Source organism: Aeromonas sp. QDB23 (genome assembly GCF_027707745.1).
GTDB classification, from domain to species: domain Bacteria; phylum Pseudomonadota; class Gammaproteobacteria; order Enterobacterales; family Aeromonadaceae; genus Aeromonas; species Aeromonas allosaccharophila.
The window spans coordinates 16812-38637 of record NZ_JAPCJA010000050.1; the positions used below are offsets into that span (position 1 = coordinate 16812).

At 57.5% G+C, this 21826-nt stretch carries 21 protein-coding genes; 5 read left to right on the forward strand and 16 right to left on the reverse strand.

Features of this window, described 5'->3' with window-relative positions; genetic code table 11:
• Positions 1 to 9: 9 nt before the first annotated feature.
• From atpG to mioC, 12 genes are all read right to left on the reverse strand, one after another.
• Positions 10 to 876, reverse strand: coding sequence for a F0F1 ATP synthase subunit gamma (gene atpG / locus PG888_RS18140; protein ID WP_042656889.1), 867 nt, complete (start codon positions 874 to 876; stop codon positions 10 to 12).
• Between the two features lie 43 nt (positions 877 to 919).
• Complete coding sequence (atpA, locus tag PG888_RS18145; RefSeq protein ID WP_033138551.1) at positions 920 to 2461, reverse strand: F0F1 ATP synthase subunit alpha; 1542 nt, start codon at positions 2459 to 2461, stop codon at positions 920 to 922.
• 15 nt (positions 2462 to 2476) lie between these two features.
• Entirely contained in the window at positions 2477 to 3010 is a 534-nt protein-coding gene (gene atpH / locus PG888_RS18150; RefSeq protein ID WP_005342351.1) for a F0F1 ATP synthase subunit delta, read from the reverse strand.
• A gap of 13 nt (positions 3011 to 3023) precedes the next feature.
• Positions 3024 to 3494: a F0F1 ATP synthase subunit B gene (atpF, locus tag PG888_RS18155; RefSeq protein ID WP_005339336.1), complete on the reverse strand. Its 471-nt coding sequence runs from the start codon at positions 3492 to 3494 to the stop codon at positions 3024 to 3026.
• A 54-nt stretch (positions 3495 to 3548) separates the two neighbouring features.
• Complete coding sequence (atpE, locus tag PG888_RS18160) at positions 3549 to 3791, reverse strand: F0F1 ATP synthase subunit C (protein ID WP_005307205.1); 243 nt, start codon at positions 3789 to 3791, stop codon at positions 3549 to 3551.
• Positions 3792 to 3849: 58 nt separating this feature from the next.
• On the reverse strand, positions 3850 to 4632 hold the full coding sequence (gene atpB, locus PG888_RS18165; RefSeq protein WP_042063276.1) for a F0F1 ATP synthase subunit A: 783 nt from the start codon (positions 4630 to 4632) through the stop codon (positions 3850 to 3852).
• Positions 4633 to 4640: 8 nt separating this feature from the next.
• A complete protein-coding gene (locus tag PG888_RS18170) occupies positions 4641 to 5051 on the reverse strand; it encodes an ATP synthase subunit I (RefSeq protein WP_201909234.1) in 411 nt (136 codons plus the stop codon).
• 190 nt (positions 5052 to 5241) lie between these two features.
• Complete coding sequence (locus PG888_RS18175) at positions 5242 to 6150, reverse strand: ParB/RepB/Spo0J family partition protein (RefSeq protein WP_005342343.1); 909 nt, start codon at positions 6148 to 6150, stop codon at positions 5242 to 5244.
• Positions 6147 to 6950, reverse strand: a complete 804-nt coding sequence (locus tag PG888_RS18180) for a ParA family protein (protein ID WP_042063279.1) — start codon at positions 6948 to 6950, stop codon at positions 6147 to 6149. Before PG888_RS18180 ends, PG888_RS18175 begins: the two co-directional genes overlap by 4 nt.
• A gap of 26 nt (positions 6951 to 6976) precedes the next feature.
• Positions 6977 to 7603: a 16S rRNA (guanine(527)-N(7))-methyltransferase RsmG gene (gene rsmG / locus PG888_RS18185; RefSeq protein ID WP_005339331.1), complete on the reverse strand. Its 627-nt coding sequence runs from the start codon at positions 7601 to 7603 to the stop codon at positions 6977 to 6979.
• A gap of 8 nt (positions 7604 to 7611) precedes the next feature.
• The gene (gene mnmG, locus PG888_RS18190; protein ID WP_270693940.1) at positions 7612 to 9501 is read right to left on the reverse strand and encodes a tRNA uridine-5-carboxymethylaminomethyl(34) synthesis enzyme MnmG; all 1890 of its coding nucleotides are present in this window, start codon (positions 9499 to 9501) and stop codon (positions 7612 to 7614) included.
• A 508-nt stretch (positions 9502 to 10009) separates the two neighbouring features.
• Complete coding sequence (mioC, locus tag PG888_RS18195) at positions 10010 to 10459, reverse strand: FMN-binding protein MioC (protein ID WP_163129593.1); 450 nt, start codon at positions 10457 to 10459, stop codon at positions 10010 to 10012.
• Positions 10460 to 10855: 396 nt separating this feature from the next.
• On the opposite strand from mioC, the gene PG888_RS18200 reads away from it, so the two are divergent.
• From PG888_RS18200 to fhuB, 5 genes are all read left to right on the forward strand, one after another.
• Positions 10856 to 12952 carry a TonB-dependent siderophore receptor gene (locus PG888_RS18200; RefSeq protein WP_270693939.1) on the forward strand — a complete coding sequence of 699 codons (2097 nt, stop codon included), beginning with the start codon at positions 10856 to 10858 and terminating at the stop codon, positions 12950 to 12952.
• A gap of 79 nt (positions 12953 to 13031) precedes the next feature.
• Positions 13032 to 14678 (forward strand): multidrug ABC transporter permease/ATP-binding protein, encoded by a 1647-nt coding sequence (locus tag PG888_RS18205; protein ID WP_270693938.1) that lies wholly within the window; start codon positions 13032 to 13034, stop codon positions 14676 to 14678.
• A gap of 46 nt (positions 14679 to 14724) precedes the next feature.
• Positions 14725 to 15489, forward strand: a complete 765-nt coding sequence (locus tag PG888_RS18210) for an ATP-binding cassette domain-containing protein (RefSeq protein ID WP_043820686.1) — start codon at positions 14725 to 14727, stop codon at positions 15487 to 15489.
• Positions 15490 to 15519: 30 nt separating this feature from the next.
• Positions 15520 to 16413, forward strand: a complete 894-nt coding sequence (locus tag PG888_RS18215) for an ABC transporter substrate-binding protein (RefSeq protein ID WP_213393209.1) — start codon at positions 15520 to 15522, stop codon at positions 16411 to 16413.
• On the forward strand, positions 16410 to 18392 hold the full coding sequence (gene fhuB, locus PG888_RS18220; protein WP_270693937.1) for a Fe(3+)-hydroxamate ABC transporter permease FhuB: 1983 nt from the start codon (positions 16410 to 16412) through the stop codon (positions 18390 to 18392). The genes PG888_RS18215 and fhuB overlap by 4 nt, the downstream gene beginning before the upstream one ends.
• A gap of 418 nt (positions 18393 to 18810) precedes the next feature.
• Here the strand turns inward: fhuB and PG888_RS18225 are convergent, their stop codons facing one another.
• The 4 genes from PG888_RS18225 to mntA form a co-directional block, all read right to left on the reverse strand.
• Positions 18811 to 20130, reverse strand: coding sequence for a type II toxin-antitoxin system HipA family toxin (locus PG888_RS18225; protein WP_270693935.1), 1320 nt, complete (start codon positions 20128 to 20130; stop codon positions 18811 to 18813).
• On the reverse strand, positions 20130 to 20384 hold the full coding sequence (locus PG888_RS18230; protein WP_042047685.1) for a helix-turn-helix domain-containing protein: 255 nt from the start codon (positions 20382 to 20384) through the stop codon (positions 20130 to 20132). The genes PG888_RS18225 and PG888_RS18230 overlap by 1 nt, the downstream gene beginning before the upstream one ends.
• 169 nt (positions 20385 to 20553) lie before the next feature.
• Positions 20554 to 20982 carry a type VII toxin-antitoxin system HepT family RNase toxin gene (gene hepT / locus PG888_RS18235; RefSeq protein WP_270693933.1) on the reverse strand — a complete coding sequence of 143 codons (429 nt, stop codon included), beginning with the start codon at positions 20980 to 20982 and terminating at the stop codon, positions 20554 to 20556.
• Between the two features lie 2 nt (positions 20983 to 20984).
• On the reverse strand, positions 20985 to 21419 hold the full coding sequence (gene mntA, locus PG888_RS18240; RefSeq protein ID WP_270693932.1) for a type VII toxin-antitoxin system MntA family adenylyltransferase antitoxin: 435 nt from the start codon (positions 21417 to 21419) through the stop codon (positions 20985 to 20987).
• Positions 21420 to 21826 lie beyond the last annotated feature (407 nt).

Genomic DNA, 21826 nt, shown 5'->3' on the forward strand with positions numbered 1-21826 from the left:
ACCCTTGCCTTACACCGCAGCAGCACCGGATACGATCTCTGTCAGCTCCTGGGTAATACTGGCCTGACGGGCCTTGTTGTATACCAGTTGCAGATCGTTAATCAGGTTACCGGCGTTGTCAGTCGCGGCTTGCATGGCAACCATTCGGGCTGCCTGTTCACTTGCCAAGTTTTCCACTACCCCCTGGTACACCTGGGATTCGACATAGCGAATCAGCAGGGTATCCAGCAGTTGCTTGGGATCCGGCTCATAGAGGTAATCCCAGTGGTGTTTCTTGGCGAGCTTGCTGTCTTCAGTTACGGGCAAAGGCAGCAGTTGATCGACCCGTGGTTGCTGCACCATGGTGTTGACGAACTTGTTGTACACCAGATACAGCTTGTCAATCTCACCGTTGTCGTAAGCCTTCAGCATGACCTTGACTGAACCAATCAGGTCATTGACGCTCGGGTTATCGCCCAGTCCTGCGACGTGAGCTTTCACCTTGGCGCCGTGCCGTTCAAAGAAGTTGGAGGCCTTGTTACCGATCAGTGCCAGGTCAACCTTGGCACCTTTCGCGCTCCATTGCTTCATATCATTGAGGGCAGCCTTGAACAGGTTGATGTTCAAACCGCCACACAGGCCACGGTCGGTGGAGACGACGATGTAACCCACTCGCTTGACCTCACGTTCGATGAGGTAGGGGTGCTTGTATTCCAAGTTCCCCTGAGCGATATGGCCGATCACCTTGCGCATGGTTTCAGCGTACGGACGGCTGGCAGACATGCGTTCCTGCGCACGGCGCATTTTGCTTGCTGCCACCATTTCCATAGCGCCGGTGATCTTCTGAGTGTTTTTCACACTCCCGATCTTGTTACGTATCTCTTTTGCGCCGGCCATCTCTTACTCTCCATCAGGTGGCAGCTCGCGCTGCCACACACGCTTACCAGGTCTGGGTTGCCTTGAAGTCATCCAGCAACGCAGTCAGCTTGCCAACGATCGCGTCGTTGTAGTCGGCCTTGGCATTGATTTCAGCCATCAGCTCGGCATGCTGGGTATTGGCGTAAGAGAGCAGAGCGGCTTCGAAGTCGACGATCTTGTTCAGCTCGACATCGGAGAGATAGCCTTTCTCGGCGGCGAACAGCACCAGAGACTGGTGAGCCACGCTCAGCGGAGAGTACTGCTTCTGCTTCATCAGCTCGGTCACTTTCACACCGTGATCCAGCTGCTTGCGAGTCGCATCGTCCAGATCGGAAGAGAACTGGGCGAATGCCGCCAGTTCGCGATATTGGGCCAGTGCGGTACGGATACCACCGGACAGCTTCTTGACGATCTTGGTCTGGGCAGCACCACCTACACGGGATACGGAGATACCCGGGTCAACCGCCGGACGAATACCGGAGTTGAACAGCTGTGAAGTCAGGAAGATCTGACCATCGGTGATGGAGATCACGTTGGTCGGAACGAACGCAGAAACGTCACCGGCCTGGGTTTCGATGATTGGCAGCGCGGTCAGAGAACCGGTCTGGCCTTTCACGGCACCATTGGTGAACTTCTCTACGTACTCGGCGTTCACGCGAGCAGCACGCTCCAGCAGACGGGAGTGCAGATAGAAAACGTCACCCGGGTAAGCTTCACGTCCTGGCGGACGGCGCAGCAGCAGGGAGATCTGGCGATAAGCTACGGCCTGTTTGGACAGGTCATCATAGATGATCAGCGCGTCTTCACCGCGGTCACGGAAGTACTCACCCATGGAGCAACCGGCATACGGAGCCAGGTACTGCAGGGCAGCAGCTTCGGAGGCAGAGGCAACGACCACAATGGTGTTGGCCAGGGCACCGTGCTCTTCCAGCTTGCGCACCACGTTGGCGATAGTAGAGGCCTTCTGGCCAATCGCAACGTAGACACACTTAATGCCGGAATCTTTCTGGTTGATGATGGTGTCGATCGCGATGGCGGTCTTACCAACCTGACGGTCACCGATGATCAGCTCACGCTGGCCACGACCGATAGGGATCATGGCATCGATGGCTTTCAGACCGGTCTGGACCGGCTGGTCAACAGACTTACGCTCGATAACGCCCGGTGCGATCACTTCGATCGGCGAGAAGCCGTCGTTGTCGATCGGACCTTTACCGTCGATCGGCTGACCCAGGGTGTTCAGCACCCGGCCCAACAGACCACGACCTACCGGCACTTCCAGAATACGGCCAGTACCTTTTACTTTCATTCCTTCTGACAGACCGTCATAGGAACCCATAATCACCGCACCGACGGAGTCACGCTCCAGGTTCAATGCCAGAGCGTAGCGGTTGCCCGGCAGCTCGATCATCTCACCCTGCATGGCATCGGCCAGGCCGTGAATACGAATGATACCGTCGCTCACAGAGACGATAGTACCTTCGTTACGCGCTTCGCTTTTTACATCAAACTGCGCAATGCGCTGCTTGATCAGCTCGGCGATTTCAGTGGAATTCAGTTGCATGCTCTAATACCCCAATCAAGATTGCAGCGCGTCAGCCATGCGATCCAGCTTACCGCGGACTGTGCCGTCGATTACCAGATCACCGGCCTTGATGAGCACCCCGGCCATCAAGGACGCATCGATGCTGCAATTCAGCTTCACTTTGCGCGCGAGACGTTGTTCCAGAGAAGCCTGAATATTGGCTTTCTGCTGGTCGGTCAGTTCGATCGCCGAAATCACGTCAGCCTGAACCTCTTTATCCAGTTCAGCTTTGAACGCTACAAATTCAGCAACGACCGCCGGCAGCACACCCAAGCGACCATTCTCGGCCATCACCCGGATCAGGTTCTGGCCATGCTCGTCGAGTTGCTCACCACAGATACCGACAAATAGATTTGCCAGCTCTTCGGCAGCCACAGAGCCGTTTACCAGGTTGTGCATGGTCTCGTTTTCCGCTACTTGCGCAGCGAAACCGAGCATACCCAGCCACTGGTCAACCGCCTTGTGCTCAACGGCAAACTCGAAAGCAGCCTTGGCGTAGGGGCGAGCGATTGTAGTCAGTTCAGACATAGCCCCGTTCCCGTTACAGTTCTGCTACCAGTTTGTCGACGATGTCGCTGTTGGCAGCCTGGTCGATTTGACGCGCCAGGATCTTCTCTGCACCAGCAATGGCAAGAGCAGCAACCTGCTTACGCAGTTCTTCTTTGGCACGATGACGTTCAGCTTCGATCTCGGCACGGCCCTGAGCCAGGATTTTTTCCCGCTCGGATTGGGCACCAGCGGCAGCTTCATCAATGATCTGGGCTTTACGTTTGTTAGCCTGTTCAATGATTTCAGCAGCCTGCAGCTTGGCTTCTTTCAGCTGATCGGTGGCGTTGGCCTTGGCCAAATCCAGATCTTTCTTGGCACGTTCGGCAGAAGAGAGACCGTCAGCAATAGCTTTCTGACGGGCTTCGATGGCAGCAATCAGCGGCGGCCATACGTACTTCATGCAAAACACTACGAAGAAGAAAAAAGCAATTGCTTGGCCGAGGAGGGTGGCATTGATATTCACAGCCGATGTCCTCTTAAGTTAGTTAATGGGTTATGCCTGGAGAGTCGTAACGACTTAGCCAGCAACCGCAAACATCACGTACAGACCCAGACCAACGGCGATCATCGGGATCGCATCCACCAGACCCATTACGATGAAGAACTGGGTACGCAGAACAGGGATCAGATCCGGTTGACGAGCAGCACCTTCCAGGAACTTGCCACCCAGGATACCGATACCGATGGAAGCGCCGATAGCAGCCAGACCCATCATCATTGCAGCAGCGATGTACAGCAGGTCCATGTTCAAGTTTTCCATGAGGATCTCCAGTTATTTAGATGTAATTGATTGTATAAAAAGGATTATTTGAGTTGCATCAATTATGGTCTTCCTGCGCCATCGACAGATAGACGATGGTCAGAACCATGAAAATGAATGCCTGCAAAGTGATGATCAGGATGTGGAAAATTGCCCAAGGCACGGACAGGATCCACTGTGACCACCAGGGTAACAAACCCGCAATCAGGATAAAGATCAGTTCGCCAGCATACATGTTGCCGAACAGTCGAAGACCCAGAGAAACAGGTTTGGAAATCAGCGTAACAGTTTCCAGGATGAGGTTAACCGGGATGGCCGCCGGGTGGTTGAAAGGCTGAAGCGTCAGCTCCTTCACAAACCCGCCGATACCCTTGACCTTGATGCTGTAGTACAGGATCAAGAAGAACACGCCCAAAGCCATGGACATGGTGATGTTAACGTCAGCAGAGGGAACCACACGCAGATAGGGAATACCCATCAATTGTGCAGCGTGAGGGATAAAGTCAACGGGGATCAGATCCATGAAGTTCATCAGGAAGATCCACACAAACACGGTCAACCCCAAAGGTGCGATGACCTTGTTGCGACCGTGAAAGATGTCTTTGACGTTACCATTCACAAACTCGACCAGCATCTCCACAAAGCACTGCAGCTTACCCGGCACACCGCTGGTAGCGTTAACGGCTACTTTGCGGAACAACAGGATAAACAGGGCGCCTAGCACGACGGAAAATATCATTGAGTCGATATTGACCGTCCAGAACCCGGACCCGACTTGAAGGTGGGTCAGGTGGTGGGAGATATATCCCTGAGGAGTCAGGACTTCTCCGGTTGCAGACATGAGTTTTCCTAATAGTGGTTGTTAAGCGTGAATGAAACCATCCACTGTACAACGAGGGCGAGGATATAAGTGGCGAAAAACGAGACGGTAACGACCTCGACTCCCGCACCAAACATCAGGGCGAATAGACCTGTTGTAGAAATGAGCTTAATCCCTGCCCCACCATAAAAGTCCCGCAAAACCAGGCCCACACTCTCGGTTGTCACCTTGCGGCGCAGCACCCAGACAGTAAACAAGGCTTGAGGAACCCAGTACATCCCCCCTCCGTAGAGGGCGGAATAACCGGCGCTGGCACCAGTCAGGTAAAACCAGACGGCACTCATCGCCAGGATCAGGATGAGCTGACAAACGAGCATAACCAAGGCCAGTGTCAAACCTTCCAAGGCTAATTTCTGCTTCACCAACCTACCCCTGAACATTACAGAACTGTAAAAAATCGGGATCCGAAGACCCCATGTTAACAGCTCTTAAAGCCGGTCAAATTATACCCTTGAGGGCAGCTATTGCAATATGACAAAAATCCTTAATTTTTGCGGCTTTCAGCGGCAAATCAAGGTTATGGCCATATCAAAAGGAATGGATGTTTTATTACTACAAAAAGCGTAAAAATCACGATTCCGACACGCCAAAATAGCCCAATATACGGTCCAAATCGGACAAATTCTCGTAACTTATTACTAACTTCCCGCTATCCCGCTTGCCAGGCTGAAGTTGCACCTGATTGCCAATTTTTTCTGCCAGTTGGCGCTCCAGGTAACCGATCTGCGGATCACGGGCAGGTTCGACTCTGGCTTTTGCCGGTTCGAGCGCTTTTTGCACCAGTTTCTCGGTATCACGCACGGTCAGCCCCTTCTGGGCAACCAGCTTGGCCAGTTCGGACTGGGCCTGGCCGCTCAGGGCCAGCAGGGCACGGGCATGGCCCATGTCGAGGTCGCCATGCTCGACGAAACGCTTCACGTCGTCGTTGAGCTGGTTGAGGCGCAGCAGGTTGGTCACCGTGGTGCGGGACTTGCCCACCGCCTCGGCCACCTGCTGGTGGGTGAGTTCGAATTCGGTCAACAGTCTTTGTAAAGCGACCGCCTCTTCGATGGCATTGAGGTCTTCCCGCTGAATATTTTCAATCAGCGCGATGGCGACGGCGGCCTCGTCGGGCACATCCTTGACGATGCAGGGCACCACCTCGAGACGGGCCAGCTGGGAGGCGCGCCAGCGCCGTTCACCGGCGATGATTTCGAAGGATTGTTCGCCGAGAGGGCGTACCACGATGGGCTGGATCACTCCCTGGGCGCGGATGGAGTTGGCAAGCTCTTCCAGTGCATCCTGAGACATGTCCTTGCGGGGCTGGTACTTGCCGGACTGCAACCACTCCACCGGCAGCTTGCGCAGCTCGCCCTGGTTGGTGGGGGCCATGGCCTCTTCGGTACGTTGATCGCTCATCACCTGTTTCTGGCGGGCAGCCGTGCTGGTACTGAGCAGGGCATCCAGCCCCTTGCCCAGTCCACGTTTTTTCGGAGTCATATGCTCTCTCGGTCTGCGATGGTCGCCTGACGCTCCTGCTCCTGGCGGCGCAGCATTTCGCCAGCCAGTGCCAGGTAGGCCTTGGCGCCCACCGATGATTTGTCATAGTGCATGGCCGGGGCACCGAAACTCGGGGCCTCAGCCAGTCTAACGTTGCGGGGTATGATGGTGCGGTAGACTTTGTCGCCGAAGTGCTGTTTTAGCTGATCGGACACATCATTGGCCAGCCGGTTGCGGTGATCGAACATGGTGCGCAGCACCCCTTCGATCTTGAGCTCCGGATTGACCACGGCGGCCAGCTTGCTGATGGTGTCGACCAGGGCGGTAAGCCCCTCCAGCGCGTAATATTCGCACTGCATGGGCACCAGCACGGAGTCGGCGGCAGCCATGGCGTTCACGGTCAGCATGTTGAGAGAAGGCGGGCAGTCGATGAAGACGTAGTCGTATTTGTCCCGCACCGAGGCCAGCGCATTGCGCAGGCGGATTTCGCGGGCGAAAAACTCCATCAGACGGATTTCGGCCGCGGTCACGTCGGCGTTGGCGGCGATCAGGTGATAGCCCCCGGAAGTTTCAGGGATGATCACTTCGCTGATGGGGGCATCCTCGATCAGCAGCTCATAGGCGGTGCGCTCGACGTCATACTTGTCGACACCGCTGCCCATGGTGGCATTGCCCTGCGGATCCAGATCGATCACCAGCACCTTGCGCCGAGTGGCAGCCAGGGAGGCGGCCAGATTCACACAGGTGGTAGTTTTACCCACTCCACCCTTCTGGTTGGCTATGGCGATGACTTTTCCCACACGATCCCCTAAATGAAACTGCGACCCTATTCGGGCTGGATATGTTTGAATTCCAGCAGATGACGTTCGCCTTCCAGCTCCGGCACCCGCAACTCATGACAGGCTACCAGACGGATATTGGCAGGCAACTGGGCCAGCTCCTGCTCGGGATATTGTCCCTTGAGCGCCAGGAAGCAGCCCTGTTCTGACGGCAGGTGGTGACACCAGCTCAGCATGTCCTCCAGCGAGGCGAATGCACGACTCAGTACACCATCAAACCCCACCTCGGGTTGATACTCTTCAACCCGGGATTTGACCGGCGTCACATTGGTCAGACCCAGCTCCTGGATCACCTGACGGATGAAGTTGATCCGCTTGCCCAGACTGTCGAGCAGGACGAACTGCTTGTCCGGATTGATGATCGCCAGCGGCAATCCCGGCAGGCCGGGACCGGTCCCCACGTCGATGAAGCGCTCACCGTGCAAGTGGGGGCTAACCACCAGACTATCGAGGATATGCTTGACCAGCATGGCGTCCGGATCTCGCACCGAGGTGAGATTGTAAGCCTTGTTCCACTTGTGCAGCAACTCGACCAACTGCACCAGTTGGCTCTTTTGGGTATCGGTGATAACAATTTCGGCCTGCTTGAGCAGGCCGTTCAATCTTTCCAACATGGGATTCCTCAGGCGGTTTTACGCAGCAGGCCGTGTTTTTTCAGGTGAACCAGCAGGATGGAGATAGCCGCCGGGGTGATGCCGGAGATGCGGGAAGCCTGACCAATGGTCTGCGGCTTGGCATCGTTCAGCTTGGCTTTCACCTCGTTGGAGAGGCCGTTCACCTCGCGATAGTCCAGATCCAGCGGCAGCAGGGTGTTCTCGTTGCGCAGCTGCTTTTCCACCTCATCGTGCTGACGCTCGATGTAACCGGCGTACTTGATCTGGATCTCAACCTGTTCGGCCGCGGCAGGATCGGTCACGGAAGGGCCGACCCCTTCGATGGCCATCAGCGCATTGTAGGTCACCTCGGGGCGACGCAGCAGCTCTTCCAGACTCTGCTCGCGGGTCAGCGGGGTGTTGACCAGGGCGTTGACAGCCTCCAGTGACGGGTGTTGCGGGTGGATCCAGGTTGAACGCATGCGCTGACGCTCCAGCTCGACCTGTTCCATCTTGGCGTTGAATTTGCCCCAGCGCTCGTCATCCACCAGACCCAGCTCGCGACCGATGGCGGTCAGACGGATATCGGCATTGTCTTCCCGCAGCAGCAGGCGGTATTCGGCGCGGCTGGTGAACATGCGGTAAGGCTCGCGAGTCCCCAGGGTGGAGAGATCGTCCATCATCACGCCCATGTAGGCCTGATCCCGACGCGGGTTCCAGGGATCCTTGTCCTGAGCACGCAGCGCGGCGTTCAGACCGGCCATCAGGCCTTGTGCCGCAGCCTCTTCGTAACCGGTCGTGCCGTTGATCTGGCCAGCGAAGAACAGGTTTGGAATGCACTTGCTCTCCATGTTGGCCTTGAGATCCCTCGGATCGAAGAAATCATATTCGATGGCATAGCCGGGGCGGGTGATGTGGGCGTTCTCGAAGCCACGCACGGAACGGACGATCTGCACCTGCACGTCAAACGGCAGGCTGGTGGAGATCCCGTTCGGATAGAGTTCGTGAGTAGTCAGTCCTTCCGGCTCGACGAAGATCTGGTGCGCGGTCTTGTCGGCGAAACGGGTGATCTTGTCTTCGATCGACGGGCAATAGCGCGGGCCGATCCCCTCGATCACCCCGGCGTACATGGGGCTGCGATCCAGGTTATTGCGGATCACCTCGTGGGTACGCTCGTTGGTGTGAGTGACGTAGCAGGGCACCTGACGGGGATGCTGGCTGGCATCGCCGATAAACGAGAAGACCGGACGCGGATCATCGCCGTGCTGGGCCTGCATCACAGAGAAATCGACGCTGCGGGCATCGATGCGCGGCGGCGTACCGGTCTTGAGACGATCGATGCGCAGCGGCAGTTCACGCAGGCGTTGGGCCAGGGCGATCGAGGGAGGATCCCCGGCGCGGCCGCCTTTGTAGTTTTCCATCCCGATGTGGATCAACCCGTTCAGGAAGGTACCGACCGTCAGCACCACCGTCTTGCCGCTGATGCGGATCCCGCTCTGGGTGACCACACCGGCAACACGATCCCCGTCCATGATCAGATCGTCACAAGCCTGCTGGAAGATCTTCAGGTTAGGGTAGTTCTCCAACATCTGGCGAACGACGGCCTTGTAGAGCAGGCGATCCGCCTGGGCACGAGTGGCTCGCACTGCCGGGCCCTTTGAGGAGTTGAGGGTGCGGAACTGGATCCCGCCAAGATCGATGGCACGCGCCATGATCCCGCCGAGTGCGTCAACTTCCCTGACCAGGTGTCCCTTGCCGATCCCGCCGATCGCCGGATTACAGGACATGTGTCCCAGCGTATCGATATTGTGGGTCAGCAACAGGGTGTTCATGCCCATGCGGGCTGCCGCTGTTGCTGCTTCGGTTCCGGCATGACCGCCACCGACGACGATCACATCAAATTGTTCATGGTATTGCATTGGGATCACCTTGATCTGCACGCCTGAAGATCTTTATTTGCCTGGGCTAAAGGGCGGAACATTCTATCTGTTTCGCGTCCTGAGGGGAACGTCTACTTAACGTTCAGTATGAAGGGAGGATCCACTAATTAGATCTTAAGGATCTTTAGATCGATCTTTTACTGGATCTCTTATTAGGATCCGCCCTTTCTGTTGATAAGCACTTTTTGATCATAAAGATCATTAATTTAAGGACGATCCTAGCTTGTGGAAAAGCTTGGATCCTGGCCCGGTGAACGAGGGGATAACCAGGGCTTTTATACACAGAGGTCTGTCAGTCTGGATCTAATACATGGATAACTATAGGTTTTGCAGAGCTTTACACCGTAGTTATGCACATTACCCCTGGGCGTTGTGGGTAACCTTGTAGAACAATTCCCCCGGATCAATCTGTTAATAACATGGTGGATAGTCGATCTGGGGATAAGTGGGGAGATCAAGCTTTTTCTCAGGATCTCCCGCATGCTGATCAGGCGATCATCGTCATCCAGTCGCGGATCCACACTTCGGCGGCATCTTCGGGGATCTCGTGTTGGGTCACATCGATGTCGAGTCGTTCGCCGATCCGGCTGGCACCGCACTCGGCCAACAGTCGATCCAGCGTCTTGCCGCCCTGGCAAAAGGTGTCATAACTGCTGTCGCCAAGGGCGATCACGCCATATTTCAATGAATTAAGATCCGGATGCTGCTCGGCAAGATCCTTGGCGAAGGGTTGCAGGTTATCGGGCACATCACCGGCACCGTGGGTCGAGGTGACCACCAGCAGGATGGATCCCGCATCATCCAGCACCTCTGCCAGCTTGGCCGGGTTGTGGATCCGGGTCTGGTGGCCAGCCTGTTCCAGCAGGTTGGCAACGTGGTCTGCGACATATTCGGCGGCGCCCAGCATGGAGCCGACGACGATATTGAGTTTGGCCATGGAATGGATCCTGATTTCAGACAAAGAAACGCAAAGCCGGATTCTACCGCCAAAGGGTGTGGATAAATATGGATAAAGCTTGGGGATAATGGATCCAGTCAGATAATGCCACTGGATCCATCCTACCGATCTTTTTTCTGCTTCTTTATATTCCTCTTCATTTTTTTCTCCACCCATGGCTCTCCTGATGGCTCCCATCTCCCGCGAAATCTTGCCAACGATGCAGCTAGATAACAATGTAGATGCAAATGATTAGCAATTATTGAATCGATTCGATCACGGCTCCTGTAGTAGGATTGCGCTGCTTTATTCGCCCATGGAACAGGGTGATGTCGTGACAAACGACCACAAATAACAATTAAAGCAACATAACTCATTGATAAACGAGACTTTAATATGATTGCGCAAAAATACACTACAGGACCCGGCAAGAAGGGCGCCTTCGGCGTGCTTTCGCTCTCCGGTTTGCTCGTCTCCCTGCCGCTGATGGCAGAACAAACCACCGCTGAGCTGCCCAAAGCCAGCGAAACCATGGTGGTGACCGGTACGGCCATGAAGGTGGAAGTGCCGATGGCCGAGACGCCTCGCGCCGTTTCCGTAGTTAATCGCGAGGAGCTGGATCAGCACGCTGTGTTGCAGCTGGATGAAGCGATTCGCTACCGTTCCGGCGTATTGACCGGCCTCTATGGTTCCGACAACAACACCGACTGGTTCAAGGTGCGTGGCTTCGATGCCGCCTCTTATCTGGATGGCAACCGGTTATTTGGCACCGGCTACTACGTCTGGACGCCGGAACCGTTCGGTCTGGAGAGTGTGGAAGTGCTGAAGGGGCCAGCCTCGATCCTTTACGGTGAGGCGCCTCCGGGCGGGGTGATCAATGCCATCAGCAAGCGGCCGACCGCCACGCCGCAAGGGCAGGTGGATCTGCAGCTTGGCAGCCGGGATCATCGTCAGGTCGGGGTGGATGTCTCTGACGCGCTCTCCGACAACAGCCGTTACCGGATGGTGGCTCTTTATAAAGAGCGTGATGGGGTGCTTACCGGTACTTACAACGATCGGGTTTATCTGGCGCCCAGCGTCACCTTCGATCTTTCGGATCGTACCAGTCTGACTCTGCTGGCCAGTTTCCTGCACGACGAAGGGGTCCCGACCAACGGCTTCTTCCCGGTCTATGGCACCCTGAACACTTCGGGCGGCCAGATTGATCCCTCCACCAACCTGAGCCAGCCGGATTACGATCGCAATCGCAATACCCAGATCTCCACCGGTTACGAGCTGGCCCACCAGCTCAACCAGAGCTGGGAGTTCAAGCAGAACGTCCGCTTCAACTACAACGATCTGCTGCTGCGCCAGACTTATATCTTCCCGACCTATGAAGGCACGACCGCCTACCGCGGTCTGGTCTACCGGGATGGCAATACCAAGAGTGCCACCATGGATAACCAGATGGTGGGCTACTGGAACACCGACAGCACCGAGCAGACCCTGTTGTTGGGGGTGGATCTGCAGCGCCATGTCAATGAAGGGGTCGAGGCCGACAACTACGCCATGGGTTCCATCAATACCATGAACCCGGATTACAGCGGCTTCCCCGGTTTTGACGAGTCCACGGCTACCCACCAGAAGAGCAGCAAGGGCCAGAGCGGCCTCTATGCCCAGCACCAGATCCGCTGGGACGATCGCTGGTTGCTGACTGCCGGTGGTCGTTTTGACTATGTGGAGACCCACAACACCAATACCAGCAAGGACGAGCGCCAGTACGATCACGAGCTCTCCCTCTCGGGCAGCCTGATGTATCTGGCTGACAACGGCCTCTCTCCCTACTTTGCCTATGCCGAGTCGTTCGAGGTGCTGCCGGGGATCGATCCCAACACCAAGAGTTCCTACAAGCCGCTCAAGGGCAAGCTCTACGAGACCGGCGTGAAGTATGCGCCTGCCTTCCTCGACGGTTACATCAATCTGGCGCTGTTCGATCTGGCCCAGACCAACTCGCTGGTCTCTACCGGTTCCGGCCAGCAGACCCAGGCGGGTGAAGTGACCTCTCAGGGGGTTGAGCTGGAAGGGAGCGTGCAGGTGACCGATGCGCTGCGTCTGACCGCTGCTTATACCTACACCGATGCCAAAACCAACGACACAGGCAGTGGCGATCGCCGTGCCAGCCTGATCCCGCGCCACCAGGCCTCCTTCTGGGGTAACTACAAGGTGCAGCAAGGGGTGGCTTCAGGTCTGGAGCTGGGTACCGGTGTGCGTTATATCGGTTCCAGCGTGGGTATTGGCGCCGTGAATGCGGACTACACCCCCATCTACGGCTCTGCCGAGGTGCCGGCCCATACCGTCTGGGATGCGATGATCGGGTATGACTTTGCCAAGAACTGGCGCGCCCAGCTCAACGTCAACAACCTGCTGGGTGAAACCTACGTGGCCAGTTGTGACTACTACTGCTACTACGGCGAGCCGCGCAGCGTAGTGGGCAGCATCAACTACCGCTGGTAATCGAAGTCGGGTGGGAACTGGGTTCCCGCCCTTCTTTTCACCCGCAGTTGTTCTGATCTCTCTGGAATACCGGTCCGTTATGGAACTCTTGTCTCTGGTTTATCGCCAATATCGTTGGCCCTTCATCGCCATTACCCTGCTCAGTCTGCTCAGTGCAGTCAGCGGGATTGGCGTCATTGCCTTTATCAATCAGTCTCTTATCGAATCTATAGGTGATCCGCTGCCGATCCTCGGTCAGCTGGTCGGCCTGATTGTGTTGCTGCTGGTGATCACACTCGGATCTCAGCTGGCCCTGACCACTCTCGGTCACCATTTTGTCTACCGGTTGCGCGGCCGTCTGCTCAAGCAACTGCTGGATACCGATGTCGCCCGCATCCGCCAGATTGGTCAGGGGCCACTGCTGGCCTCCCTCTCCAGCGATATCGGCCAGATTACCATCGCCTTCGTGCGCCTGCCGGAGCTGGTGCAGGGGCTGGTGCTCACGCTGGGCTCTGCCTTTTACCTCGGCTGGCTCTCTCCGGCCCTGCTCGGGGTGACCGCGCTCTGGGTCACCGTCACCATGGTGGTGGGCTGGTTGCTGGTGAACCGTGTTTATCGCCATCTCTCCCAAATGCGTCAGGCCGAAGATCGGCTCTATCAGAACTATCAGGCCATCATCGCTGGCAGCAAGGAGCTGGCGCTCAACCGCGAGCGGGCTCACTTCGTTTACCACCAGCTCTATGAACAAAATGCCCGTGACTATCGCCAGCAGATCATTCGCGCCGACACCTATCACCTGAGCGCGGTGAACTGGTCGAATATCATGATGCTGGGGGCGATCGGTCTGGTCTTCTTTCTGGCCAACGGCCTTGGCTGGGCCAACACCAATGTGGCCGCCACCTTCGCGCTGACCCTGCTGTTCCTGCGCACCCCGCTGTTGCAGGGGATTGGCGCCCTGCCGACCCTGCTTGCCGCTCAGGTGGCGTTCGACAAGATCGCCGCCCTCAATCTGGCCGAGCCGGATGCGGATTTCCCGCTGCCGCCCGCCATCCGCCCCTGGCAGCGTATCGAGTTGGAGCAGGTGAGCTTTCACTATCAGGGGGAGGGCGGTTTTGCCGTTGGCCCCATCGATCTGGTCATCGAAAAGGGGGAGCAGATCTTCATCATTGGCGGCAATGGCTCCGGCAAGTCGACGCTTGCCATGCTGCTGACCGGCCTTTACCAGCCGGTATCGGGCCGGATCCTGCTGGATGGTGAGCCGATCACCGATCGCAACGGCTATCTGGCGCTCTTCTCCGCCATCTTTACCGACTATCACCTGTTCCAGCACCTGCTGGGGCCGGAACCCAAGGATGAGCTGGTGGCCGAGTGGCTGGAGCGGTTGCAGATGGGCAGCAAGCTCACCATTGAGGATGGCTTTATCGCCGATATCGATCTCTCCCAAGGGCAGCGCAAGCGGGTCGCCCTGCTGCTGGCGCTGGCCGAGCAGCGCGAGGTGATGCTGTTTGACGAGTGGGCTGCGGATCAGGATCCCCAGTTCCGCCGCATCTTCTATCAGGTGCTGCTGCCGCGCCTCAAGGAGATGGGCAAGACGGTGATTGCCATCAGTCACGATGATCACTACTTCCCGCTGGCCGATCGCCTGCTGGAGATGCGTCAGGGTCAGCTCACCGAACTGACCGGGGCGCGCCGCGCCGCAGTGAGCCGTGATGCGATCGCCCATCTGGATTGCGAGGTGCCAGCTTGATGCCGGCACCGATGAGACTGGCGGCAAGCCAGCACAGGAATTGCTTATGTTCGAGATGAAATCAGCCAGCTTCACGGTCAATGACCGCACGTTGCTGCACCCCACCGACCTGCGTTTCGAGCAGGGGCAGGTCTATGGCCTCATCGGCCACAATGGGTCGGGCAAATCGACCCTGCTCAAGCTGCTGGCACGCCAGCAACCCCTCAGCGACGGCGAGATCCTGTTCGATGGCAAGCCGCTGCCCGACTGGGGCAATCGGGAGTTTGCCCGTCAGGTGGCCTATCTGCCCCAGCATTTGCCGAGCGCCGAGAACCTGCTTGGGCGGGAGCTGGTGGAGATGGGCCGCTACCCCTGGCGTGGCCTGCTGGGCCGGATGGGGGCGGAGGATCACCGTCAGGTCGAGCGTGCCATCGCCCTTACCCATACCGAACGCTTTGCCGATCGGCTGGTGGATACCCTCTCCGGCGGTGAGCGGGGGCGGGTCTGGCTGGCGATGCTGCTGGCCCAGGAGAGCCGCTTCATCCTGCTGGACGAGCCGCTGGCCGCGCTGGATGTGGCCCATCAGGTGGAGGTGCTGACCCTGGTCAGACAGCTCAGTCGCCAGCTCAACCTCGGGGTCATCATCGTCATTCACGACATCAATATGGCCTCCCGTTTCTGCGATCGGCTGGTGGCGCTCCATTCCGGCCGCCTGCTTACCCACGGCGAACCTGAGGGGCTCATGACCAGCGAGACCCTGCACGCCATCTATGGCATTCCGATGGAGGTGATTCGCCACCCGGCTCATGCTCATCCCATCGCCATCGTCTGACCGGGGGCATCCTTGAACCTTTTATTGAAGATGGCCCCTTGTCTCGTCAGCCTGCTGCTGGCGCTCCCGTTGCAGGCTGTACAATCATCCGCAACAAACGAGGCAACCAGCGCGCTACCCCGTATCGCCACCGTCGACTGGACCATCGCCGAGATCCTGCTGGCACTCGGGGTGACGCCGCTGGCCGTTGGGGATGCAGGCCCCTATCAGGCATGGGTCGGTGAGCCACGGTTACCCGCCGGGGTGGTAGATATCGGCCTGCGCACCCAGCCCAACCGTGAGCTGCTGGCGGAGCTCAAACCCGATCGCATCCTCATCTCGCCGCTGGCGGCCCCGCTGGCGCCAACTCTTTCCCGCATTGCACCGGTGAGCACCATTGCCCTTTATGATGGGCAAACCGATCTATGGCAGCGGCTGCACGAGGTGACCCTGACTCTCGCCCGTATGGTGGGCAAAACCGCCGAGGGCGAACGGCTGCTGGCCGGGCTGGACCAGGAACTAGCCAGTATTAAGGCCGGATTGCCTGCGGATCTGCCGCCCCTGCTGGTGGTGCAGTTTATCGATGAGCGCCATGTGCGGGTGTTTGGTCGCCACAGCCTGTTCGATGCGGTGATGACGCGGCTTGGGCTGCGTAATGGCTGGCAGGAGCAGACCAATGACTGGGGTTTCTCGGTGGTCAGCATCGAGCAGTTTATGACCTTGCCAACCGCGCGGCTGGTGGTGGTCGATCCCATCCCGGTAGGGGTGAGCGAACGGCTGCAGGAGCCTGGGCTGTGGCAGCATCTGCCGCTGGTACGGCAGGCGCCCGTGTTGCATCTGCCTGCGGTCTGGAGTTTTGGCGGCGTACTTGCCGCCCGCCGTTTCGCCGGTCTGCTCAGCGATGCATTGCTGCAAGATGCCGAGCGTATGGAGGCGAGCCGATGAAGCGACTGCTCACATCGCCGCTGCTGCGGCCGGTCTCGATCCTGCTGGGGTTGACCCTCTCGCTCGCGTATTGGGAGCTGGCTCGCCAGCTGCCCGGTGCGCTCTGGTGGCAGAGCCTCTTCGCCCCCAATCTGAATGACGTCAGCCAAGCAGTGGTGCATTTCAGCTGGCTGCCCCGCTTGCTTGTCACCCTGTTGGCCGGTGGGGCGCTCGGGCTGGCGGGCACCCTGATGCAGCAGGTGCTGCGCAACCCGCTCGCGTCACCGACCACCTTGGGGGTGGCCTCCGGCGCCCAACTGGCGTTGATGATGGTGACCCTGTTTGCCCCCTCCTGGCTGCTGCTGGGGCGGGAGTGGATCGCCATGGCTGGCGGCAGCCTTGCGATGGCGCTGGTGTTTGCCCTGGCCTGGCGTCGCCAGCTCAATCCGGTGGTCATCGTCTTTGCCGGGCTGGTGATCAACCTCTATCTGGCGGCCATCAGCATGGGGTTCTTGCTGTTCTTTCAGGAGGAGCTGAAAGGCTTGCTGGTGTGGGGCAGTGGCTCGCTAGTGCAGAACAGCTGGAGCGGGGTGAGTTACCTATTACCCCGCCTGCTGGCAGCCGCTGCGTTGGCCGCGGTGCTGGTACGCCCGCTGGCGGTGCTGGAGCTGGATGATGCCAGCGCCCGCAGTCTGGGGGTCTCCCTGCAGCATCTGCGTTTTGCCGGACTGGGGCTGGCAGTGTTTGTCACCGCTTGCGTGGTGAGCGTGGTGGGGCTGATCGGCTTTATCGGGCTGGCGGCGCCCGCCATGGTACGGCTGCTCGGGATCCGCCAGCTCGGCCAGCGGCTGCTGTGGGCACCGATCCTCGGTGCCCTGTTGCTGGCGGCGACCGATCTGCTGCTGCAAAGTTTGAGCCGCTTCTGGCCGGTATTGATCCCCACCGGCGCCATGACCGCCATGCTGGGGGCACCACTGCTGCTCTGGCTGATCCCGCGCCTTGGCATCAAGTCGGGTACGCCTAAGGCAAACGCCGCTCTGCTGGTGGCCCGCCATCCGGCACCGGCTCGCCTTATCGGCTTGTTGCTGGCCGGGCTGCTGCTGGCCATGGTCGCCTCCCTGCTGTTTGGTCAGGGAATGACGGGCTGGAGTTGGCCAAGCTGGTTGCGCTGGCAGGCCCAACTAGAGTGGCGGTTGCCGCGCACTCTGGCGGCGGGGGCGGCCGGTGTGCTGCTGGCGCTAGCGGGCACCCTGTTGCAGCGGGTCAGCAACAACCCGATGGCGAGCCCGGAGTTGCTGGGGGTGAGCGGCGGCACCTTTATGGGGGTGATAGCCACGGCGCTGTTGCTGCCTGCATTGCCCTTGCCGCTGATGCTGGCCGGTGGCCTGCTCGGTGCCTTCGGCTGCCTGTTGCTGCTGGTGCTGGTCAATCGCAAGCACGGCTTCCAGCCGGAGCGGATCCTGCTCTCCGGTATTGCCATCACGGCACTGTTTGAGCCGCTGCAGGCTATCGCGCTGGCCAACGGCGACATGCGGGTTCAGCAACTGCTCTCCTGGATGTCTGGTTCCACCTATTACGTCACCCTGCCGGTAGCCTATGGGTTGGTGGGGCTGGCGCTGTTGATGCTGGCCGCCTGCCTGCTTGTCAGCCGTTGGCTCGATTTGCTGCCGATGGGGAGTGCGGTGGCGACCGCGCTGGGCATTCGCCTCAACCGCGCCCAGCTCGCTATCCTGCTGCTGGTGGCCGTGCTCACCGCCAGCGCCACCCTGGTGGTGGGGCCGCTCTCCTTCGTCGGTCTGTTGGCGCCACATATGGCCAAGCTGATGGGGCTGGTGCGGGCCCGCTGGCACTTGCTCGGAGCCGCCGCTTCCGGCGCCTTGTTGATGGTATCGGCTGACTGGGTCGGCCAGCAGATCCTCTTCCCGCAGGAGGTGCCGGTCGGGCTGGTCTCCACCCTGTTAGGGGGCGCTTACTTCATGTGGTGTCTGCGCCGCCTCTAGGTTTTCGGATAAAAAACGCACAAAAAAGCCCGGAATGAACCCGGGCTTTTTATTGTCTGTCGTGCGGCGTTACTTGCCGATGCAGAATGTAAATAATCTATTATCTTCAATATGTTAGTGACTTTTCGGGGGCCGCTTGGGGTAAAAGTAACTAAAACAGCATATTGAGAGGCCGCTCACGGGTTTCTGCTATCGTGCAGCGTTCCCACATAGTCCATTCTCGATCGTGCAGCCTTCCCATATGAATCAACGTGATGCCACCACACGCACTTAAAACCGTTTTTTAGGTGAGTTTTGAACATATTTTGAACCGACTGTAGCACCGTCCGGAACCTGGAAAGCCGCTTTACTCTTCGAACCGTGCAAGTTTCCCATAGGTAGTTTGGCTAACCGTGCAGTCATCCCACATACCGCCATTTTAATCCCAGCCCTTTATCAGCCTGGCTGAGCGGGCTTTTAGGCCCTCTAGAATGGTGCTGCTGATGGTATCGGGGAAGCCTGCTGGCAATTGCTGTGTAACGCTCTCAATAACATCATCAACGGAGTTGGCCAGTTCTGTCAGGATCTCTTCCATAGCAGAACGCTCAAATCCCACAGCTTTCGCCGTTTGGAAGAAATGACGCGGGAATATCTGCTCAATGGCGTACTTCTTTCCCTTGCTGCTTGCTAGGCCCATAGCGAGCTTGGCGTCCCTTCGGTTGAGGCCTCGGCCGCCAAATACTGGATAGACAGATAGGATGTCGTAAAAAGGGGTCAGGCGAAAACGCCCTTCCGGCTCAATAAAGACCGAGAAGTTTTTTGCATGGCCATCGGTGGCCGCCAGCAGCCAGAACAGGACCTGAGATTTCATGAATAGGTAGCGATCCTGTTCTGGTGTCGCAGAGCCCAGCAAGGTTTTCATGATGTCAGTGATCCCCGGTCCTCCATGGTTCTCGTATTTCCGTGCTGACGGAACATTCAATACCTGACAGAAATCTTCTTGGGGAAGGCGCATGATCCAACTGCGATCGGCAGCGTAACGTCTGTCGAAGCGTTCCACAGCCAGTGCTTTGACCTGGCCAACCTGCATCATGAAGCAGTGAGGTACGGGTAGACCAAACTCCTTGGTAATCAGAGTGCAGAGATATTCGTTTTCTACGCTCTGGGAGAGGTCTATCGAGTAGGAGTGGCTTTCAATCTTGCCGATAGGGAGTTTGATAATGTGGGTTGTCGGCGTTGCGTTGAGTGGCAAGTACCAACGGTCATCGAGATAGAGCAGCGCAGTCTTTTCTTGCGCCCCGGCGATAGAGATCCGGAACTCCTCTTGTTCTCTGACCATCCCCAAAGGGATTCCTGATTTGTAGCTGGTCAGGATCTGCTCGAGCTCGTCATCGGAAAGTGCTTTGTAGTCGATTCGCCTGACATCTGGAACGTCGTGCCCTTCGGTAACCAGCTGTAATGCCCCTACGCTATCCTGGCCAATGCAACTGAGCAGATCGAAGGGCTGGGTTGATGCCGCTTGATAGCGTGCTACAACCCTGTTTCTCACCTCCGTATTATCTGGCAGCAGGTTGTCGAAGAAGTTATAGGTTTCATCGCCCCGGTAGGCCTGATGGCGCAATGGCATGGAGAGTGAGATCGGACGGCTGCCCGGTTGTGCTAGCCATGACTCATGGTACTGAAACTGATGGGCGCCGCTGGTAGTTTTGGTGAATGTGCCTACCCGATAGCCGTTCATGTAGACAGCCAGATTGGCCATTACCACTCCTCCTTCCAGCCCGATGCCGGACTATCGGATGACTCATTGCGGGGTTTGATGTCCAGTGACAATTCGAGTGCCGCGAGGATCTTGAACAGGGTCTCCAGCTTGGTGGACTCAGGGTTGAGCTCGAAGCTGGAGACTGTGTCTTGCCTAATCCCCACTTTCTCGGCCACTTTGCCTTGAGAGAGCTTTTGAGAAAGCCTGGCATCCTTGATACAGGCGCTCAGCTGCTTGGCGCTGGTTACTTTCATGATTCGACAACCTGGTAGCGTGCCTTCTTCCAATTTACACGCTATGGCAGGTATATCAATATTTACCTGTTGTAGAGGGTAAGTATCATTTACACGCCATAGACGGTATTTAACATTTATCCCTTATAGCGGGTAAGAGAACGGCAAACGGAGAGATGACGTCGAAGTTTCAATCAATATGGGCAGCCAACCAGTCGAGACCTTGCTCTGCAAACGTGAATAGCTGGTCGCTATAGCCTTGAGCAATGACGCTACGGATGATCTCGGGGTCAATATTCAGATAGTCGTGCACCAGCGCATTGCGAAGGCCAATGATCTTGCGCCAGCCGATCAAGGTGTCGGGGGATAGCTCACCACGCTGGGCCAGGATTTCAAATGCCTGATAGGCATCCTGTGGGGTATGACTTGCCAATGCTTTAGCCCAGTGCTTTGCCACGCCAATACACGCTTCGATAGACACTTGCAGGGTTCGCTCGGCGGCGCGGTACTCCAGATTGGAAAGCGCACGCAGCGCCAGAATAGCCCGGATCTCTGACAGCTCGGCCTGATAGCGCGACAGGCTGATGCGCAAAGCGCCGATATAGGCGTTATCGCTCATCTCTACTCCTCTGAATGATGCTTACTGATATCTATCTGGCGACGGGGATAACCAAGTTCCATCTGCGACATTATCCGCGCTTCTTCCTGCAAGCGTCGCCCCTCATCACTGCTATAGAGAGGACGATTGGCATCGACTACCGCAAAGGCCAGCGGGATCGGGGCCTGATTGATATCGACGACCGAAAGTTTCCCCTCTGCCAACCCCAGGGCTCGTTGCCACTCCAGCGCTAGCAATTCGGGCCGCAACCGATTCTCCAGTGCAGTGCCCAAGGGTCCGTTCTGTTTGATCGGATCAAAGGCCACCGCCAGGTCCCAGTCGCTGGCAGGACCAGCAGTCCCCTTGGCACGGGAGCCGTAAAGCCAAAGCACCTGCACCTGGGGGTTGCTGTTGGCGAGGGTAATCAACTGGTGAATAACATCGCTGTCGGGTTTCATATTGGTACGGCCATTTGGTCGTTTGAGACAGAGTTCCGGTTAGTATGGTGCCACATGGTTGGGCTTTTGTACGTAACTTCCAGTAGCCTGCCGCGCTGCGCTTGGCTGCTGGCTTGTTCGGCGAGTCGAAAAGATGACTCACCTCAAAGCCCAGCTTCTGTAGATTCCCTCCTTTGGCATCCCATTCAGCAGATCAGGAATAGTGAGCAACGTCGCTTAAATACTCAAATACAACTCAAAAGCGACTTTGTGATGACGGATCACACTTAAAGTTTGTGCTGTCAGATCAAAAGGCTATCGAAAGGTTGTGTTTCGATCGTCATGTGGTGGTGTCGTTTTCAGAAGACGGCTGCACTGAACGTCAGAAGCCGACTGCACTATAGCAGCGGAGGGGTTGGATCCATCAG

What these genes read in the sequence shown, in the direction of transcription:
- atpG (WP_042656889.1), bottom strand. Translation starts at nt 876, where the DNA reads ATGGCCGGCGCAAAAGAGATACGTAACAAGATCGGGAGTGTGAAAAAC.
- atpA (WP_033138551.1), bottom strand. Translation starts at nt 2,461, where the DNA reads ATGCAACTGAATTCCACTGAAATCGCCGAGCTGATCAAGCAGCGCATT.
- atpH (WP_005342351.1), bottom strand. Translation starts at nt 3,010, where the DNA reads ATGTCTGAACTGACTACAATCGCTCGCCCCTACGCCAAGGCTGCTTTC.
- atpE (WP_005307205.1), bottom strand. Translation starts at nt 3,791, where the DNA reads ATGGAAAACTTGAACATGGACCTGCTGTACATCGCTGCTGCAATGATG.
- atpB (WP_042063276.1), bottom strand. Translation starts at nt 4,632, where the DNA reads ATGTCTGCAACCGGAGAAGTCCTGACTCCTCAGGGATATATCTCCCAC.
- PG888_RS18170 (WP_201909234.1), bottom strand. Translation starts at nt 5,051, where the DNA reads ATGTTCAGGGGTAGGTTGGTGAAGCAGAAATTAGCCTTGGAAGGTTTG.
- PG888_RS18175 (WP_005342343.1), bottom strand. Translation starts at nt 6,150, where the DNA reads ATGACTCCGAAAAAACGTGGACTGGGCAAGGGGCTGGATGCCCTGCTC.
- rsmG (WP_005339331.1), bottom strand. Translation starts at nt 7,603, where the DNA reads ATGTTGGAAAGATTGAACGGCCTGCTCAAGCAGGCCGAAATTGTTATC.
- mnmG (WP_270693940.1), bottom strand. Translation starts at nt 9,501, where the DNA reads ATGCAATACCATGAACAATTTGATGTGATCGTCGTCGGTGGCGGTCAT.
- mioC (WP_163129593.1), bottom strand. Translation starts at nt 10,459, where the DNA reads ATGGCCAAACTCAATATCGTCGTCGGCTCCATGCTGGGCGCCGCCGAA.
- PG888_RS18200 (WP_270693939.1), top strand. Translation starts at nt 10,856, where the DNA reads ATGATTGCGCAAAAATACACTACAGGACCCGGCAAGAAGGGCGCCTTC.
- PG888_RS18205 (WP_270693938.1), top strand. Translation starts at nt 13,032, where the DNA reads ATGGAACTCTTGTCTCTGGTTTATCGCCAATATCGTTGGCCCTTCATC.
- PG888_RS18210 (WP_043820686.1), top strand. Translation starts at nt 14,725, where the DNA reads ATGTTCGAGATGAAATCAGCCAGCTTCACGGTCAATGACCGCACGTTG.
- PG888_RS18215 (WP_213393209.1), top strand. Translation starts at nt 15,520, where the DNA reads ATGGCCCCTTGTCTCGTCAGCCTGCTGCTGGCGCTCCCGTTGCAGGCT.
- fhuB (WP_270693937.1), top strand. Translation starts at nt 16,410, where the DNA reads ATGAAGCGACTGCTCACATCGCCGCTGCTGCGGCCGGTCTCGATCCTG.
- PG888_RS18225 (WP_270693935.1), bottom strand. Translation starts at nt 20,130, where the DNA reads ATGGCCAATCTGGCTGTCTACATGAACGGCTATCGGGTAGGCACATTC.
- PG888_RS18230 (WP_042047685.1), bottom strand. Translation starts at nt 20,384, where the DNA reads ATGAAAGTAACCAGCGCCAAGCAGCTGAGCGCCTGTATCAAGGATGCC.
- hepT (WP_270693933.1), bottom strand. Translation starts at nt 20,982, where the DNA reads ATGAGCGATAACGCCTATATCGGCGCTTTGCGCATCAGCCTGTCGCGC.
- mntA (WP_270693932.1), bottom strand. Translation starts at nt 21,419, where the DNA reads ATGAAACCCGACAGCGATGTTATTCACCAGTTGATTACCCTCGCCAAC.